Annotated in this window: 18 protein-coding genes, 1 pseudogene and 1 riboswitch; of the genes and pseudogenes, 13 read left to right on the top strand and 6 right to left on the bottom strand. The window is 42.8% G+C overall.

Annotation, left to right across the window (positions count from 1 at the left end):
• Positions 1-7 precede the first annotated feature (7 nt).
• The 4 genes and pseudogenes from QE417_RS16130 to QE417_RS16115 form a co-directional block, all read left to right on the top strand.
• A complete protein-coding gene (locus QE417_RS16130; RefSeq protein WP_311951495.1) occupies positions 8-808 on the top strand; it encodes a TPM domain-containing protein in 801 nt (266 codons plus the stop codon).
• 11 nt (positions 809-819) lie between these two features.
• Positions 820-1,230, top strand: coding sequence for a hypothetical protein (locus QE417_RS16125; RefSeq protein ID WP_311951494.1), 411 nt, complete (start codon positions 820-822; stop codon positions 1,228-1,230).
• The gene (locus tag QE417_RS16120) at positions 1,220-1,777 is read left to right on the top strand and encodes an NUDIX hydrolase (protein WP_311951493.1); all 558 of its coding nucleotides are present in this window, start codon (positions 1,220-1,222) and stop codon (positions 1,775-1,777) included. Before QE417_RS16125 ends, QE417_RS16120 begins: the two co-directional genes overlap by 11 nt.
• Positions 1,778-1,946: 169 nt before the next feature.
• Positions 1,947-2,354 (top strand): annotated as a pseudogene (locus QE417_RS16115) (Uma2 family endonuclease); the annotation flags it as partial.
• Positions 2,355-2,358: 4 nt separating this feature from the next.
• Here the strand turns inward: QE417_RS16115 and QE417_RS16110 are convergent.
• The 3 genes from QE417_RS16110 to QE417_RS16100 form a co-directional block, all read right to left on the bottom strand.
• Entirely contained in the window at positions 2,359-2,817 is a 459-nt protein-coding gene (locus QE417_RS16110; protein ID WP_311951492.1) for a nuclear transport factor 2 family protein, read from the bottom strand.
• Positions 2,818-2,927: 110 nt separating this feature from the next.
• A complete protein-coding gene (gene dnaA / locus QE417_RS16105; protein WP_311951491.1) occupies positions 2,928-4,355 on the bottom strand; it encodes a chromosomal replication initiator protein DnaA in 1,428 nt (475 codons plus the stop codon).
• Positions 4,356-4,845: 490 nt separating this feature from the next.
• The gene (locus QE417_RS16100) at positions 4,846-5,376 is read right to left on the bottom strand and encodes a DUF7935 family protein (RefSeq protein ID WP_311951490.1); all 531 of its coding nucleotides are present in this window, start codon (positions 5,374-5,376) and stop codon (positions 4,846-4,848) included.
• 95 nt (positions 5,377-5,471) lie between these two features.
• Between QE417_RS16100 and QE417_RS16095 the strand changes: the two genes are divergently transcribed.
• On the top strand, positions 5,472-5,819 hold the full coding sequence (locus QE417_RS16095) for a HesB/IscA family protein (protein WP_311951489.1): 348 nt from the start codon (positions 5,472-5,474) through the stop codon (positions 5,817-5,819).
• 87 nt (positions 5,820-5,906) lie between these two features.
• Here the strand turns inward: QE417_RS16095 and QE417_RS16090 are convergent, their stop codons facing one another.
• Positions 5,907-6,647, bottom strand: a complete 741-nt coding sequence (locus tag QE417_RS16090) for a TlpA family protein disulfide reductase (RefSeq protein ID WP_311951488.1) — start codon at positions 6,645-6,647, stop codon at positions 5,907-5,909.
• 102 nt (positions 6,648-6,749) lie between these two features.
• Between QE417_RS16090 and QE417_RS16085 the strand changes: the two genes are divergently transcribed.
• From QE417_RS16085 to QE417_RS16065, 5 genes are all read left to right on the top strand, one after another.
• A complete protein-coding gene (locus QE417_RS16085; RefSeq protein WP_311951487.1) occupies positions 6,750-7,856 on the top strand; it encodes a lipase family protein in 1,107 nt (368 codons plus the stop codon).
• Positions 7,857-7,916: 60 nt separating this feature from the next.
• Positions 7,917-8,017: riboswitch (TPP riboswitch) on the top strand.
• A gap of 117 nt (positions 8,018-8,134) precedes the next feature.
• On the top strand, positions 8,135-8,854 hold the full coding sequence (locus tag QE417_RS16080; protein WP_311951486.1) for a class I SAM-dependent methyltransferase: 720 nt from the start codon (positions 8,135-8,137) through the stop codon (positions 8,852-8,854).
• Between the two features lie 5 nt (positions 8,855-8,859).
• Positions 8,860-9,912, top strand: coding sequence for an AIR synthase-related protein (locus QE417_RS16075; RefSeq protein WP_311951485.1), 1,053 nt, complete (start codon positions 8,860-8,862; stop codon positions 9,910-9,912).
• Positions 9,912-10,556: a thiamine phosphate synthase gene (locus tag QE417_RS16070; RefSeq protein ID WP_311951484.1), complete on the top strand. Its 645-nt coding sequence runs from the start codon at positions 9,912-9,914 to the stop codon at positions 10,554-10,556. The genes QE417_RS16075 and QE417_RS16070 overlap by 1 nt, the downstream gene beginning before the upstream one ends.
• Positions 10,557-10,558: 2 nt before the next feature.
• Positions 10,559-10,816 (top strand): Trm112 family protein, encoded by a 258-nt coding sequence (locus QE417_RS16065; protein WP_311951483.1) that lies wholly within the window; start codon positions 10,559-10,561, stop codon positions 10,814-10,816.
• 115 nt (positions 10,817-10,931) lie between these two features.
• Here QE417_RS16065 and uvrA read toward each other — a convergent pair whose 3' ends face one another.
• Positions 10,932-13,751, bottom strand: coding sequence for an excinuclease ABC subunit UvrA (gene uvrA / locus QE417_RS16060; RefSeq protein WP_311951482.1), 2,820 nt, complete (start codon positions 13,749-13,751; stop codon positions 10,932-10,934).
• A gap of 547 nt (positions 13,752-14,298) precedes the next feature.
• Between uvrA and QE417_RS16055 the strand changes: the two genes are divergently transcribed.
• The 3 genes from QE417_RS16055 to nth all read left to right on the top strand — a co-directional run bounded on the left by QE417_RS16055 (position 14,299) and on the right by nth (position 15,997).
• Entirely contained in the window at positions 14,299-14,883 is a 585-nt protein-coding gene (locus QE417_RS16055) for an RNA polymerase sigma factor (RefSeq protein WP_311951481.1), read from the top strand.
• A 101-nt stretch (positions 14,884-14,984) separates the two neighbouring features.
• On the top strand, positions 14,985-15,185 hold the full coding sequence (locus QE417_RS16050; RefSeq protein ID WP_311951480.1) for a hypothetical protein: 201 nt from the start codon (positions 14,985-14,987) through the stop codon (positions 15,183-15,185).
• Between the two features lie 47 nt (positions 15,186-15,232).
• Positions 15,233-15,997 carry an endonuclease III gene (nth, locus tag QE417_RS16045; RefSeq protein WP_311951479.1) on the top strand — a complete coding sequence of 255 codons (765 nt, stop codon included), beginning with the start codon at positions 15,233-15,235 and terminating at the stop codon, positions 15,995-15,997.
• Here nth and QE417_RS16040 read toward each other — a convergent pair.
• Complete coding sequence (locus tag QE417_RS16040; RefSeq protein WP_311951478.1) at positions 15,990-17,849, bottom strand: acyltransferase family protein; 1,860 nt, start codon at positions 17,847-17,849, stop codon at positions 15,990-15,992. The genes nth and QE417_RS16040 overlap by 8 nt on opposite strands.
• Positions 17,850-17,998: the final 149 nt, after the last annotated feature.

The following is a 17,998-nucleotide window of genomic DNA, read 5'->3' as shown; positions in this document are numbered from 1 at the left end:
TTAGAAGATGCTTAAAAAACTACTGTTCCTGTTCAATGTATTGCTTATAAGCAGTATAGCCTTAGCGCAGGACTTCCCGCCACGATCTAACACGCTCGTAACCGACTATACCAATACCCTATCGGCCGAAGATAAGCAACGACTGGAGAGCAAATTGGTGGCTTATAATGATTCCACCTCTAACCAAATTGCGGTAGTGCTCATTAAATCGGTTGGCGATTACGATATTAACGAATATGGCACCAAACTGATACGTGCCTGGGGCATAGGGCAAAAAGATAAGAACAATGGTGTTTTAGTTTTAGCTGCCATAAACGACCGCAAGATCACCATACAGGTGGGTTACGGCCTTGAGGGTAGCCTTACCGATGCCTCCACGCAGGAGATCATCCAGCAAAACATTAAACCCAATTTTAAGGCGGGTAATTATGCCCAGGGGCTTGATGAAGCTACCGACGAAATTATAAAATACACCACAGGCGAATACAAGGCCGACAAGAACACTAAAAAATCGCGCAAGGGTAATGATGATGGCGGTAGCCCCATTGGCATTATCATTATTGTTGTAATAGTGCTTGTGTTGGTATTCCGCAATAGAGGTGGCGGCGGAGGCGGGCAGGTAATTGGTCGCCGTGGCAGCGCAAGCCCGTTTTGGTGGTTTTTAGCCGGCAACATGCTGGGCGGCAGCGGCCGTAGCAGCGGCAGCGACTGGGGAGACTTCTCGGGTGGCGGCAGCAGCGGAGGCGGCGGTTTTGGGGGTTTCGGCGGAGGCAGTTCGGGCGGCGGTGGCAGCAGCGGTAGCTGGTAAATAAACAACGTATGTACCGTAGAGATTACTTTTTGAACGAAACCCAACGGCTGGCGCAAATGATAGCCAAGCTGCTCGGTCTTAAAAACAAAGCCGAAGGCCACGAGGAATTGCAGCAGGTGTACAATAACGCCATGATTGATGAGTTTAACATTACCGACGAGGAGCTGCAAAAACTCAACTCAGATGAATTTAAACAATGGCTGGCAGCGCAGGATTTTAGTCCGGTTAAGTTAGATTCATTGGCTCAGCTGCTGCATTTACGCGCCGAACCATTTGAACGAAACCCACAAACCCTGTTGCTGCTGCAAAAGGTTATTGTGCTTTACGATAAGCTGGAGCTTGAACATCACCAGCAATCATTTGAAAATATAGGCAAACGCGCATCCATTCAACAATTTATACAACAATATGGTGCCTGAATTAAAGTGGACCGTACTATCATCCGAATACCTGCACCGCGGCCCCTGGGCTACCCTGCGCAGCGATAAGTGCCAGATGCCCGATGGCCGAATTGTACCAGCCTATTATGTGCTCGAGTATCCTGACTGGGCCAACGCCGTAGCCATGACCGAAGACAATAAAATACTCATGGTGCGCCAATACCGCCATGCAGCAGGTGTGGTATCGCTCGAAATACCGGGTGGGGTTATTGAGCCCGGCGAAGAACCCATCATAGGCATGAAACGCGAACTGCTGGAAGAAACGGGTTACGCGTTTAACGAGATGGAGCTGCTTTGTAAACTTCATGCCAACCCATCAACCGGTAATAACATTACGCATTGCTACCTGGCCCGGGGAGGTAAAAAAGTGCAAACTCAACAGTTAGATGAGCAGGAGCAGATCATAGTTGAAGAATACACTATTGATGAAGTAAAGCAACTCCTGGCCGAAAACAAGATAACACAGGCATTGCACGTAAGTACGTTGTTTTACGCGCTTGCTAAGTTGAAGGCCATACAATGGTAAAACTATTTTAACGTTTTATCAATTATTAGTATATTAGTTTATTGTCATGAAATACATTACAGATATACCCCGTACTGCTATGGAAGTATTCAATATGCTACCAGAGGGAACTTTATGCGAAGTAATTGACAATACACTTTATATGTCACCTTAACCTACAACTGATCATCAACGCTTATTAGGAAAGCTTTTTGCCAAGCTACAATTGCATACCGAAGAATATCAACTTGGAGAGACATTTATTGCGCCTTGTGATGTTTACCTGAATTATGAACAAAATGTAATTCACCCCGATCTGCTTTTCATTACAAAAGAACGCGAATATATCATCGAAAAAAAAGGCATTATAGGTGCCCCTGACCTGGTTGTCGAAATACTATCAACCAATAAAATACACGATCAGGAACGTAAGCTCGAACTTTATGAGCGAAACGCTGTACCTGAATACATCATCATCGACCCTGAAACTAAACAGGTTTGGCACTATCTTTTGCAGGATGGCAAGTATTTGCCTCAAACAGATACTGTTGATGGTAAACTAACCATCAGGCAACTCCATTTTGAGATAACATTTTAATTCCCTATTCTACGCAATTATCCTTCCGACGCGTGTCTACTATGTAGATGATCTTCCAGCCAGCAGCTGTTTTCATTAGTTGAAAAACGTCTACCCCACAATGGCTAAAGGTGGTACCTATATAGAACCTATAGGGCGCCCAAACGCTGGCCAGCGGGCCGTCAATCTTCACATCTGTTATGGTGATGCGTTCGTCGTAAACGGCTTTGTGCGGAGTGCCTACCTGTTTAATAAAGCCTGCTGCCTTTTCGGTTATTAGCGCTGTGGTTCCGTCTTTTTTATTGGCTACACTTTGCAAAACCACATCAGGTGCAAAAACCGATTTGAGTAGTACCGTGTCGCCGGTGCGCATGGCGGTAAACATATCGTTCACTACTTTTTTAACGGCTTCGTGCTCATTGTTTTGGGCATGCGCCATTGCGGCACATAGGCAAAGCAATAATATAATGGATATTCTTTTCATGGGCGATAAGTGTAAGTATTTACTAATATAGAAATTTCACCCTAAAAGAAAAGCCCCGCTCTAATGGCGGGGCCTGATTATAATTGGTTAGTAAAAGGACGAATTAAGAATTAAGCCATTTTCAGTTTCTTCTGAATGTCGGCTACATAACCTTTGAATTTCTTGTCGGTATCGATCAAATCTTCAACAGTTTGACAGGCATAGATCACCGTAGAGTGGTCACGACCACCAAAGAAGTTGCCTATTGATTTAAGCGAACTTTTGGTATGTGCTTTAGCCAGGTACATCGATATTTGGCGGGCCTGTACAATTTCGCGTTTGCGGGTTTGTGATTTCACCATGTCAACCGGTACCTCAAAATACTCGCAAACCAGGCTTTGTATATACTCGATAGAAATTTCTTTAACCGAATTTTTTACAAAGTTTTTCAACATCGCTTTAGCCAATGCCAAATCAATTTCCCTGCGCATTAAGGTTGATTGTGCCAGTAATGATACCATGGCACCTTCCAGCTCACGAATGTTGTTATCAATGTTATGGGCTACATACTCAATCACATCATCAGGCAGCTCAATACCGTCCTGGTAAGTTTTGTTTTTGAGTATAGCCATGCGCGTCTCCAGATCAGGCGTTTGCAAATCGGCCGATAAGCCCCATTTAAAACGTGACAATAGGCGTTCTTCCAAACCGGCCAGGTCTTTAGGCGCTTTATCAGATGTAATGATCAGCTGGCGGCCAGACTGGTGCAGGTGGTTGAATATATGGAAGAAGAAATCCTGTGTTTTTTCTTTACCGGCAAAGTTGTGCACATCATCCATAATGAGTACATCTATAGCCTGGTAAAAGTTCACAAAATCATTTATGTTATTATGCTTAAGGGCGTCAACAAACTGTTGGGTAAACTTTTCGCACGATACGTACAGCACCAGTTTATCGGGCAGGGTACGTTTTATTTCGTTACCAATGGCTTGCGCCAGGTGGGTTTTACCTAAACCTACGCCGCCATATATCATAAGCGGGTTAAATGAGGTGCCACCCGGTTTAGCTGCCACAGCATAACCTGCTGAACGCGCCAAACGGTTACAATCTCCCTCTACAAAGTTTTCGAAAGTGTAGTTTTGATTTAACTGCGGATCTACATGCAGCTTTTTTAAGCCTGGTATTACAAACGGGTTCTTAATATCTTTATTTAAAGAGATAGGAACCGGCATGCTTTGATTTTTAGCCTCGGCACCATTGCCGTTAGAAGGCATATTGGTGGTGTAAGGCTTATTAGAAGACGACTGTTCTACCACAATGTTATACTCCAGCCGGCCATCATCGCCCAACTGCTTTTTTATTGTTTTACGTAACAACCCCACGTAATGTTCCTCCAACCACTCGTAAAAAAATAAACTCGGTACCTGTATGGTCAAAATGCTGCCATCCAACCTCAAAGCCTTAATAGGCTCGAACCAAGTTTTGAAGCTTTGGGTCGGTATATTGTCCTTAATAATCTGCAAGCAGCTATTCCAAACATTAGTACAAGTTTTTTCCATATATCATTTAAAGATAAAATGCTGATTTCCAAAGCCCATTGCTGCTCGCAGATGAGAGCGATACGGAACATCGAATATTCGAAAAAAAAGCGGATTAAAAAATTAAATTTTAAATTTGCGAGAGCTTTTTTTTTGTGGTATACTATAGGGCTTAAAACAGTTATTATACAAGTTGCAACAGCTACTTAACCTGCTCATTTTTAAATTTTTAGATTGCATTTTTATTGTGTTTAAGTTTAAGATTTATTCTTTGACGAAAACCACACATCCCTCCCAAAATTACACCGCATTTGCAACAATTACTAAGCCATTTTTACCGCTTAACCGGGTCAAAAAATCTAAGCTATTGACTTTGGGAGATATAAAATTTTATGCATCTGCAACAATAAACTACCAGTTAAATAAATGGTGAGGTTGTAAAAAGCACAGTGTTGTAAAAACTACACTACCGCGCACAACACACCACGTTTGTATACAGTTATATTAAGTACTAAAACAGTTCCTCAAGATCTTTATGAATCATACTGGCGGCTACCTCGTAAGGATTATTTTCTACCTGGCTCAAATGGGTAAGCAAGGCACGGCTCAACTCTATTGCAGCACTATCGGGAGGTAACGAGCGATAGGTAGTGTTGAGCAAACCAATGGTATCATCTTTTAAACGGCGTACCACCGCCCAGGCGCGGCTACTTACATATACTTGTTGGGTTATGTTATGCTGATATTCGTTATTAACCTCCTGCACGGCCAGGTGGTGCAGCTCGGCGGAAGATAAGCCCGCACTACCTACACGCAAAAGCAAACTTGCCGGGTTAATGCGCTCAATTAGTAACGTAATACGCTCGTAAGCCTGTAAACGCAAAGGCAGGGTTTGGTTATCGGCCGATTTTTTGAGCTCGAGCACCTGCAGGCGTTCGTTTTTGTCGAGATAGGGTTTTATTAAATAAAAAGCCACCCAAACCACGCCCACGCCGGCAACCGTTAGCTTTAAAATATCAATTAAAATGTCATAAAGTACCATAATTTGTTAATGTTAGGCAGAAGTCATAAATATGTAAAGGCGAGCAAAAATCCGCATTTTAAGTTATATTTGTCTTAGCTAAATTTAAAAATATTATGAGCGTAGCTGTTGAAATTGCACCTGTAACTTTTACCGAAGGCGCGGCAAAGGAATTAAGAAAACTAAAAGACCAGCAAGAACTGAGTGACGATTTTGGTTTGCGAGTTGGCGTTGAAGGCGGCGGCTGTGCCGGCATGAACTATATATTAGGTTTTGACCAGCCTAAAGAAGGCGATAAAGAATACTACATTGACGGCATAAAAGTATACATGCATAAAGCACACGGCATGTACCTCGCCGGTATGCAGGTTGATTTTCAAGATGGACTAAACTCGCGTGGATTTGTATTTAACAATCCTAATGCACAAAGCACCTGCGGTTGCGGAACCTCATTTTCGGTATAACCCAAGTACATTATTGTACCCATATAATAAAACAGGCAACTCACACGGGTTGCCTGTTTTTATTTATGGTAAGCGTTAGACTTGTATTTAGCTTGCTTTTACTTCATCAATAGTTTTAGCTATCCAGTAATAGGTAGCGGGCGAGTAACCCGAGGTATGAAATTTCACCTTCCCGGTTTTATCAATCACCACATCAGTTGGAAACTGGTTCACATTATATTTTGAAGCAATGCTCTTTCCACGCTCCAGGTGGCGATACTTAAATGGCGTTAATTGCAAAAATTCGTTCAAAGCTTCCTTATCATCCATAGCAACACTTATAAATATAACATTGGGGTCACCTTTATAAGTTTCTACCAAATCGTTAAGGTCGGGTATTTGGCGGCGGCAATTATTATTGTTAATAAACCAAAAACTCATTACTACCGTTTTTCCGGCCAGTTGCTTCATGTCCACAGGCTGTCCGGTAATATCGGGCACATTAAATGGTTTAAACGCTTCACCTGTTTTAAAGAATGTACTTTCGGCCGGCTGAGGCAGTTTGCCCATGGCTTCCTTACGTTCCTCCTTATTTAACCTACCTATAATTAATGATGGCTTTTCGTTAGGCAAAGTGGCTACCTTTACCGCATAACGCCCCGATGCTACCATGCTGCTCCAGGCAGTATATTCATAGCGCTTGCCCGATGAATCGCGCACAAAAGAGCGCTCATCTAACTTAGGCATTTTGTATACCTTGGCTGGAGCAGTAACGGGTGCTTGGGCTTTTGTTTGATTAACACAAAAGCACCATAACAAAACAAAAAAGCAGTGGATAAACTTTTTCATATTGATAAGGATTAATGCTCTAAGATATAGATATTATTAATAAATACTGATTATCAACTTATTAAAATAATTTTTTTATCATTTTATTAACGAAATAGAAATATGAGGTCAATATTTACCATATTATTAACTCTCACAATATACACATCAGCAAAAGCGCAATTAAAGCCAGGTTTTGATATACAGGAATACCTGGAGATGTTACGTATATCGCGCCAGCAAACCGACTCATCTATAAAATTTGATGAAACGCCTAAGCCGCAGCATTATAAACGGGCATACCGCTCGGCTGTTGGTCCATTGGTAAACCGATGGGAACTATGGGCCGATGCCGAACATAAAACGGCAGTGATCAGTATCCGCGGTACAACCTCTGAAGGCATTAGCTGGCTCGAAAACTTTTATGCAGCCATGGTACCGGCCATTGGACAGTTGCAACTTAATGATAGCACCAAATTTGACTACCACCTGGCCGAAAACCCTAAAGCTGCAGTACACGTGGGCTGGTTATTGGGCATGGCCGATATATCGCCCACTGTAATACAGCAAGTTAACAAACTGTACAAAAGCCAGGGGTATAAAAACATCATCATTATGGGGCATAGCCAGGGAGCGGCCATAGCCTATTTATTGCGGTCGCATTGGGCCTGGTTACAAAAACAACTGGTTATTCCGGCTGATATTACTTTTAAAACCTATTGCAGCGCACCTCCCAAACCCGGCAACCTATATTATGCCTACGATTATAATTACCTGACCCGTGGCGGTTGGGGTATAGCCGTAACCAACGCGGCCGATTGGGTACCGCAAACGCCGTTCTCTATACAAACCCTTGATGATTTTGCTGATCCTAACCCATTCGGCAGTATTGATGCAGCGGTTAAAGGGCAATCGTTTTTTGTGAAGCTGTATATTAAACATGTATATAACAGGCTGCGGAAACCTCCACTGCGGGCGGTAAAAAACAACCGCAAATATTTAGGGCATATGGTGTATAAATTCATCAAAAAATCGCTACCACAGTTTGTTGAGCCTCAATATGCCGATGCCAACCTGTATACCAGTTGCGGGGTACCTGTTATTTTAATGCCCGATGATGTTTATCGTCAAAAATTCCCTGAGGACCCGAAGAATGTGTTTACCAACCATATGTTTTGGCCTTATTACTATTTAGCCGAAAAGGAATATAGGCAACCCAAAACGCCCTGATTTAAATTTTCAGTTAAAAGCACATATCATCGTTATTAAATAAAAAAGAATACATTTGTGAATACTTGCACGGGGTGCTAAGGCAAATAGCCAAGGCTGAGATAATACCCGAGAAACCTGATACGGATAATACCGGCGTAGGGATGCATGGGCTTATATATTATCTTTTGGCGGCTGTTAGTCCGTTTATTCAGTATAGATATTAAAGCCTTGTTTCTGTAGCCGCTATTGTACGGTGCCGGAAGCAAGGCTTTTTACATTTTATACTTTTTGAATAAATGGAATTAGAGAAAAACAACAGCTTCGGCCTCATGACCCAAAGCCTTACCAACTGGCAGGGGCGCAAAGAGTGGTTCTTTAACCGCGAGCACACTGATACTTACGAGCAATGGTACGAGGGCCGCTACAAAAGGGCCGAAGTATGGCAAAAAAAGGTAATGGGCCAGCTACTGGGAAAAGATGCGCGCGTTAAAGAACTCCTGGAATTTGGTTGCGGCACCACCCGTTTTACCCGCTGGTGGCACGAAATAGGCATTGATGCAACCGGTGGCGACTTGTCCCCCTTTATGCTGGGCCAAGCCGTGCACCTGTTTAAAGGCGATTTGGTAAATGCCGATTCGCACTTTATGCCTTTTAAAGATAACACCTTTGATGCCGTAGCCTTTATAACCACGTTTGAATACTACCGCGACCCGGTTCAGGTAATACGCGAGGCTGCCCGCGTGGGTAAACACGGCATAGCCTTTGGCATGATGAACCGCAACTCGCCCAAGGTATTGCGCAGGCGGGTGCAGCAAATGTTTGGGAAAAACCCTTTCTACGTTACCGCTACCTTTTATACTCCCCAAATGCTCATCAGCAAAATTGATGAAGCTTTGCAAGGTCGCAGCTACAGCCTGGAGTGGACTTGCACAGGCCTGCCCGAATGGTTTCCGGTACAGCAATGGAGCGTACCCGTGGGCGATTTTTTTGGCCTGTATGTTAAGTTTAACGATTAACTGCCATGGCACTATCCGGAAAAATATCGGGCGGTGGTTTTGAGCAGTTCATACTACCCAAACTCGGCTATCATCGCCCCGAAATTGCCAGCGGCCCAGCCTTCGGTGTAGATGTGTCGGTTATTAACCTGCCCGGCGGCTTAGGCCTTGCACTCACCAGCGACCCGCTTTCACTTATCCCATCGCTGGGTTTGCAGGAGTCGGCCTGGTTATCGGTTCATTTAATGGCCAATGATATGGCTACCACAGGCTTTGCACCTATGTATGCACAAATGGTACTTAACCTGCCGCCTACTTTAAGCGAAGATGATTTTGCTACTTACTGGAGTTACATTCACAAATATTGCGAGGCTATTGGCGTTGCCATCACCGGTGGGCATACGGGTGCTATTGAAGGGCAAAATTCTACTATTGCAGGCGGAGGTACTATGCTGCTCACTGCTCCGGTAAACGATATACTGTTAAGCAATAAAGCCGAAGCCGGTAATGTAATTATTGTTACCAAAGAGTGCGCCATGTCATCGGCAGCATTGCTGGCTATGTGTTTCCCGCAAACGGTTAAAAACAAGCTGGGTACCGAAGCTTATAATAAGGGCTGCGGGTTGTTTTATCAAACATCATCATTAATTGATGCCCTTACCGCTACCGGGCTGCAAACACGATACAACGAGGTTACGGCCATGCACGATGTGACCGAGGGCGGTGTATTGGGTGCCATTTATGAAATGGCCATAGCATCTGGCAATGGAGTTAGGGTTTACAACGAGCAACTTCCTTTAGGCAATGCACAGCAAAGCATTTGTAATTTATTTGGTATCGATAGCCGGTATTGCATTGGAGCGGGAGCTATGGTTATGGCAGTAAAAAAAGAACATGCTGATAATGTATTGCAGCGCTTAACAAGTGTCCATGTAAAAGCAACAATTGTAGGAGAGTTTACACCACATGAACAAGGGTACAAGCTCCTTGAAAACGGTACTGAAACTGACCTACCCTACTACCCTAAAGACCCATACTGGGATGCCTTTTTTAATGCTTACAAAAACGGATGGAAGTAATGGAAATAACTCATAAAATAACAGGCGGCATTTACCTCGTGCTTGACCCGGCCAGGCCGCTGCCATTGCTCCTTCAAAAACTGGAAGCCGCCCTCAAAGGCGAAATTAATGTGGTGCAGATATGGAATAACTGGAATGCCGACACGGATAAACTAACGTTGATAGAAGCTATTGGTTCACTTTGCCGTCAATATAATGTTCCGTTGTTTATTAACGAGGAATGGCAATTACTTACCGAAACACTTTATTTAGATGGCGTTCATTTTGATACCATACCCAAAGGCTACAACCTCATAAAAGAAACAGTTAAACGACCTTTTATGGCAGGTATAACTTGCTCGGGCGATTTAGATACGGTTGCCTGGGCCGATGAAAATCAATTAGATTACGTTTCTTTTTGTGCCATGTTTCCATCGCCATCGGCCGGGAGTTGTAGTATTGTGATGCCTGCAATTGTAAAAAAGGCTCATGAATCCACTTTGCTTCCAATCTTTGTTTCGGGTGGAATTACTCCCCAAAACATTATCGCCCTCAAAGAAAAAACACCCTTCGATGGCGTGGCCGTTATATCGGGCATACTGAGCGCCGATGATCCTCAACAACAAGTACAAACTTATAAAGATGCGTTGAGCATCAACCCATAACTATGAAACTCAAAACCATTGAAAAGCTATGCTGTCCGTTTGATAAGCACGACCTCACCTTACAAGTGTTGGCAAAAGATACCACTGAAAGTATTATAGAAGGCATTTTAAGCTGCACCCACTGCCAGCGTAAATACCCTATTGTTTATGGCGTACCCATTATGGCCCCTGATGAATACCGCCAGATACAACTGGAACAGCCGGTAATGGAGCGGTGGAAATTGGAGTATGGGATTAGTGATTTGAAGTTGTTGCCGTAGGTTACAACAACTCACCATTACGTCATTGCGAGGTACGTAGCAATCTCTGAACTATGCATATTAGCTTTGCATCCGCAGAGATTGCTTCGTACCTCGCAATGACGTGGGTTATTTATTACTTACCCAATCGCTCCTTTAAAAACTGGCCGGTAAAACTTTTTTTGTTTTTCAGCAAATCCTCAGGTAAGCCCTCAAAAACAAGAGTGCCTCCGTGGTTGCCGCCACCTGGGCCAATGTCTATTATCCAATCGGCGCATTTTATCACATCCATATTGTGCTCAATTACAATTATGGTGTTGCCCTGCTCTAACAGGGCGTTGAATGATTTGAGCAACTTTTTAATATCGGCAAAGTGCAGGCCGGTAGTCGGCTCATCAAATATGAACAGGGTTTTGCTGGCGTTGTTACCTTTAATTAAGAATGAAGCCAGCTTAATACGCTGTGCCTCACCACCCGAAAGGGTGTTTGATGATTGCCCTAATTGAACATATCCTAAGCCAACATCCTGCAATGGCTTGATCTTATTAAGCACCTTGGGTTCATTAACAAAAAACTCAATGGCTTCATCGATGGTCATTTCCAGCACTTCCGATACGTTTTTTTCCTGGTAGGTAATATCCAGTATGTGCTGTTTAAAGCGTTTACCATTACAAGCTTCGCAAGGCAGGAAAATATCGGCCATAAACTGCATCTCTATCTTCACCTCTCCTTCGCCCTGGCAAACATCGCAACGGCCGCCTTCTACGTTAAAAGAAAATGCCGATGGCTTTAGTCCGCCGGCTTTGGCGGCTGGTTGGGCAGCATACAGGTTACGTATCTCATCCCAGGCTTTTACATAAGTTACCGGGTTTGAGCGCGATGAACGGCCGATGGGGTTTTGGTCCACCATTTCAACGGCTTCTATCTTGCTGTAATCGCCCTCAATACTATCGTAAGCACCGGTTTGCTCGCCCGAATAATTGCCCAATACCTTTTGCAAGGCCGGGTGCAGAATACGCTTCACCAAACTGGTTTTACCCGAACCCGACACACCTGTAACTACCGAAAGTACGCCCAGCGGAAATTTCACATCGATGTTTTGCAGGTTATTTTCGCGGGCACCTTTTATCTCCACAAAATCGTTCCATTTACGGCGATACTCGGGTTGCTCGATCTCCTCGCGACCACTGAGGTATTTGCCGGTAAGACTGTTGTCGTCGGTCAATATCTGGTCGTACGTGCCCGAGAATATCAGTTGCCCTCCATGCGTTCCTGCCTCCGGGCCAATATCAATAATATGATCGGCGGCCTGCATAATTTCTTCCTCGTGCTCAACCACCAAAACGGTGTTGCCTACATCTCGTAATGATTTTAGCACGGTGATCAACCTTTGCGTATCGCGCGGGTGCAAACCAATACTTGGCTCATCCAGCACATAGACCGAACCTACCAAACTGCTGCCCAGCGAGGTTGCCAGGTTAATACGCTGCGATTCGCCGCCCGAAAGCGTGTTCGACAAACGGTTAAGCGTTAAATAACCCAAGCCCACATCATTTAAAAAGCTGATGCGGTTAGTTATTTCCATCAGCAAGCGTTTGGCAATTTTGGCATCGTGCTCGTCTAATTGCAGCGTACTGAAAAATTCCTTTGCCTTATCCAAAGGCATCAACACAATATCGGTAATAGAGTGGCCGGCAATTTTCACATAAGTAGCATCGGGGCGTAAGCGGCTGCCCTTACAATCGGGGCAGGTGGTTTTTCCGCGGTAGCGCGAAAGTATTACGCGGTACTGTATTTTATAGGTCTGCTCTTCTATTTCTTTAAAAAATGCATCCAGTCCCTGAAAATATTTGTTCCCGGTCCATAACACTTTCTTTTCCTTATCGCTCAATTGGCTGTATGGGCGATGAATAGGGAAGTTGAATTTATCGGCCTGGGTTATTAATCGCTGATTCCATTCGCCCATTTTTTCGCCACGCCAAGGGGCAATGGCATTGTCATAAATAGATTTGCTCTTGTCCGGAATTACCAAATCTTCATCAATACCAATTACCTTACCGTACCCCTCACATTTGCGGCAAGCCCCATAAGGATTATTAAAGCTGAAAAAGTTGGGCGTAGGCTCTTCAAACCTGATGCCATCCAACTCAAAGCGGTCGCAAAAAAAGTTTTCGGTTTCTTTATCTTCTTCAGGCTTTTGGTAGCGTACGTAGCAATCACCTTTACCCTCAAAAAACGCGGTTTGGGCCGAATCGGCAATGCGGCTCATGGTTTCCTCTTCCTGGTTCATGGTCACACGGTCAATCACTATGCGTAACTCATCCTTAGGCGTAAGCGGCTCATTGGTAATCGACTCGTCTTCCAGCAAAGCCTCAATGCGCGATACTTTGCCGTTGTACTCTACCCTTACAAAACCTTTTTGCATCAAAACGGCCAGCTCTTCTTTTAAGCTGCGGTTGTTATGCGGATGCAGCGGACACAGTATAGTTAGCTGCGTATCATCGGGCATAGTTTGAGCCAGGTTAACCACATCGGTAACGGTATCTTTTTTTACCTGTACGCCCGATACCGGCGATATTGTTTTGCCAATGCGCGAGAACAATAGCTTCAGGTAATCATATATCTCGGTACTGGTACCCACGGTTGAACGCGGGTTACTGGTAATTACCTTTTGCTCAATGGCTATGGCAGGGGCTATACCTTTAATATAATCCACATCGGGCTTATTCATACGGCCCAAAAACTGGCGGGCATATGATGAAAGACTTTCCACATAACGGCGCTGCCCCTCGGCATACAACGTATCAAACGCCAACGACGATTTGCCCGAGCCCGACATGCCCGTTATCACCACCAGTTGGTTTTTGGGTATGGCAATGTCCATGTTTTTTAAATTATGAACACGGGCACCTTTTATAATAATATGACGTTGTGGATCTTTTTCGGTTTCTAACATGTTGTTTGGTCAATAGTCAATGGCCCATAGTCGATAGTAAAACCCATCGTACTAATCTCTTAGCTATGGTCTATCGTCCATGGGCTATGGACTAATTTCAAAGTGCAAAAATCCTAAAATGTTTAGCATTATGCAAGCCTTTTTAATTAAATGACGATGTATCTATATTAATAATGCATTAAATTCTTCTTTGATAAAAACTCCGTGCTTTGCACAATAAATTACCCCGTTTGCTTAAACCTCAAACGAAAGATTTAGTCAAACATTTAATAACCGTTGTTACAATGTGCCAGCAGGTTGCGTATATACTATTAAGCAACCTAACCCACATTACGGGTAAATGTTCTTAATCGTAAAAAGCAGCATTTTAGTACTGCGGGGTTTGTCATTATAATGTGTTATAACACCTGTGTTTTAAAAATATTTGCATATTAACACAATATTCATTTTATTTGAGATACAAATTAAAAGCGAGGAACCCCTATAGATTAGAACTTTACTTAAAACGTGATTTATTTAAATTTATTGATTTTAAAGTAGAAGTTCTATGGATTTTAATTTGAAAAGTGATCAGGAGTTAATCCATCTATACATAGCGGGCGATGAAGGGGGGCTTGTTGAGCTTATCCGACGTTATAAGTCTAAAATTTACACTTCCATTTACTTATTGGTTAAAGACGAGTATCTGGCCGAGGATATTTTTCAGGATACCTTTATTAAGGTAATTAATACCCTCAAAGCCGGTAAATATAATGAAGAAGGTAAGTTTTTACCTTGGGTAAGCCGTATTGCACACAATTTGGTTATTGACCATTTCCGTCGCGAAAAGCGTGCTCCGTTGGTGAGTAGTGGCGACGACTTTGATATTTTTGAGGTATTAGGCCATTATGACGAAAGTACTGAAGACCGCATGGTACGCGAGCAAACCCATAAAGATTTAAAAGCGCTGATACATTTACTCCCTGCCGAGCAAAAAGAAGTGTTAATCATGCGCCACTTTGGCGACATGAGCTTTAAAGAAATTGCTGACGTTACCGAGGTGAGTATTAACACGGCTTTGGGCCGTATGCGCTATGCCCTTAACAACCTGCGCAAGATGATGCAGACCAAAGAATTGAGCTTGAAGAACTAATAGTGAAAAAAAATTAAAAATTTATATCATTCATTAAAATAATCATTAAGGATTAGGCGTTATTTGTTGACAAACACACACGAACACAACAAGTAAAGCTTATGGATGAAACTTCTACAAAATTTTTAAACGCGATCACTAACAGTAAGGATATGGTTGAGGGAATAGATGTGACCGAATATGCAGATGCCGACGAACTATTGTTCCATCATGCACTGCGCACAGAGTTAGATGCTTTACAGGTAAAACCTAAAAAGCAAACCATTGAGAATTTGCTCAACTACTCTAAAAGCTTGCGTTAACGCACTACAAAGCCCCGCTAAAACGGGGCTTTTTTTATATTTGTGCAATGCTCAAAAAAGAACGCTATCAGTTACTTGTCGAATATTTTTCGAAACACCAGCCCGATGCCGAAACGGAACTGCACTATTCCAACCCATACGAGTTGCTGGTGGCGGTTATTTTATCGGCACAATGTACTGATAAGCGTATAAACCAGGTTACGCCAGCCTTGTTTAAGCGCTTCCCTACTCCTGAAGATTTGGCGGCTGCTGATGCTGATGAGATTTTTACTTATATACGCAGCGTAAGCTATCCTAACAACAAATCTAAACACCTGGCCGGGATGGGAAAAATGCTGGTTGAACAATTTAACAGCCAGGTACCATCAGACTTAAATGAGCTGCAAAAGCTGCCCGGTGTGGGCCGCAAAACAGCCAATGTAATTGCCTCGGTAGTTTACAATGCCCCGGCCATGGCAGTTGATACCCACGTATTCAGGGTAAGTAACCGCATTGGTTTAACCACCAATGCACGCACACCCTTGGCGGTTGAAAAGCAATTGATAGAATTTTTGCCTAAAGAAACTATAGCCATGGCACACCACTGGCTCATATTACATGGCCGTTATATTTGCTTGGCACGCCGTCCTAAATGCGAGATTTGCCCGTTAACGCATTTTTGCAAGTATTACCAAAGCGGCAAAGCAGCGTTGGTGTTTAGCAAAACGGCTAAAGTGGCTAAAAAGAAAACTGCCAAAGCAAGCATTGCAAAAAAGGTTAAAGTTGCTAAAACCGATGTTGTAGGCGATGTAAAGGTTACGTTTGTTAATTGAGCATATTTACAAAAGCTGGGTTCGCCAAAATTTTATTCATGGCCAGCCTTGCCCCATGAGTGCTCAGGTGATTACGGTCAGACATGTATGGAACATCGTTAACCGGTTTTGGAGTTTGCCCGTAGTTGTATACGTCTATATAGCTATCTTTCAGATTACTTTTCAGGTACTTGTTTATTTCAACCGATTCGGGGGTGAGATACTTTTTGCTTATGCTTACATTATACTCATTTTCACGCGCCAATATGTAAGGATAAGTCATTTTGTAAGTTTCGTTTTGCCCTATAATTACAGCAGGTACGTTGCTTTTTTGCAAATGAGCTAAAGTGTTTTTTAAATCGTTTACCAAATCAGTACGGGTTTTATACCCGCTAACCCAGTTTCCGCATATAATTACACCGTCAATTTTGGTACTGTTGTTTTTTATAAAGTCATCATAAACATAAGCCATCAGCTCACGGCAACGCGCTTCGCCATTTGGCCGTTTTATGGCAAAACAACCGCTTGCCGTAGCTTGCATTAAATTGATGTTGCGCTTTTTAAACTCTTCCCTGAATACACCTGCAAACTGGGCAGCATGACTATCACCTATCAACAAAAAGTTTTTCTTTTGCGGAATAATAGCAAGGCATTCTCCTTTATCAAAATCATTTACGTTTCTTGATATCCAGCAGTGAGGCCCATCATGCTTGCTTTTACTCTCATTTTGCATGTCTTTATAATTAGCAATGTTAACCGTGCTGTTTTTAAAAACAATGTTGTTTGCAGGCAAGTAAGCAAAACAACCGGTAAAAATTAATAAAGTAAAAGCAGCTGTTAAAATTTGCGGGTTGCTGTTATAGTTACGCGTTTCAACCAAACGGTAAGATATATATCCGCATACAACAGCTATTAACGTATACACTATAACCGATACCGGGGTTAGATCAAAACCCAGGTATTGCCCTATAACAAATACCGGCCAGTGCCACAGGTACAATGAGTATGATATTTTACCGATGAATTGCACCGCTGAAAACCTGAGTACCTTAAAATCGCAGTTGGCTACGATGATTAAAAACGTGGCCAAAACAGGCACCATAGTTTTTGTACCGGGCCAAAACATTCCGCTTTTATAAGTGAGGTAACAAAATATTATGGCGGCATACCCGGCAAGGGCTAATAGCCAACGTGCCTTAAATGCCTTAACATAGTCTTGAGCTAAAAAAGCAATACCGCCAAACAACATTTCCCACGAGCGGGTTGGCAAAAGGTAAAAAGCCGAAGTTTGATCGCGGTGGCTCCACTTAACGGCCATTACATATAGTCCCAGGGTTACCAAAATAAATACCGGCAAATGAAGCTTTTTATTACGGACTACCTTGTATAAGACTAATAGCAATACAGGGTATAACAAATAAAACTGCCACTCGGCAGATAATGACCAGGTGTGTAGTAATATATTATCGTCTGAAGCGGTGGCAAAGTAATTGGTGGTTTTCCAGTATAAAATATTTGACACAAATAATAAACTGGCTGCTGCATTACGCTGAGCGGTGCGGTAGTCGCCCGGGAAATAAATAAAAAAACAGGCAACGGTAAGCAGCAGTATTAAAAAAAGTAAAGCAGGTAATATACGTTTGAGCCGCTTTCCGTAAAAATCGGCAAATGAAAATCCTCCCTTATCAAGCCCCTTTACAATTATACGGGTCATTAAATAGCCCGAAATAACGAAGAAAACATCTACGCCTGCAAAACCACCATCAAAATAACTTACCTTATAGTGGAAAAACAATACTCCAATAATGGCAATTGCCCTCAAAGCATTAATATCGTATCTGAAATCTTTAATGGTATTAACCGGGTTGGCCATATGTTATAAGTTAAGCATAAACGCTACTAATATATCCATAAATTAAATATTTAACCCCGGCAATCAATAATCATAATACTCTAATAATAAACCTAACCTATTTTTGCTAAAATGCTAATACCTGTTCCATATAAATATATACGACTCTT

The sequence above is a fragment of the Mucilaginibacter terrae genome (assembly GCF_031951985.1).
In the GTDB taxonomy this organism is placed as follows: domain Bacteria; phylum Bacteroidota; class Bacteroidia; order Sphingobacteriales; family Sphingobacteriaceae; genus Mucilaginibacter; species Mucilaginibacter terrae_A.
This window is presented reverse-complemented; position numbering and strand designations above follow the sequence as displayed.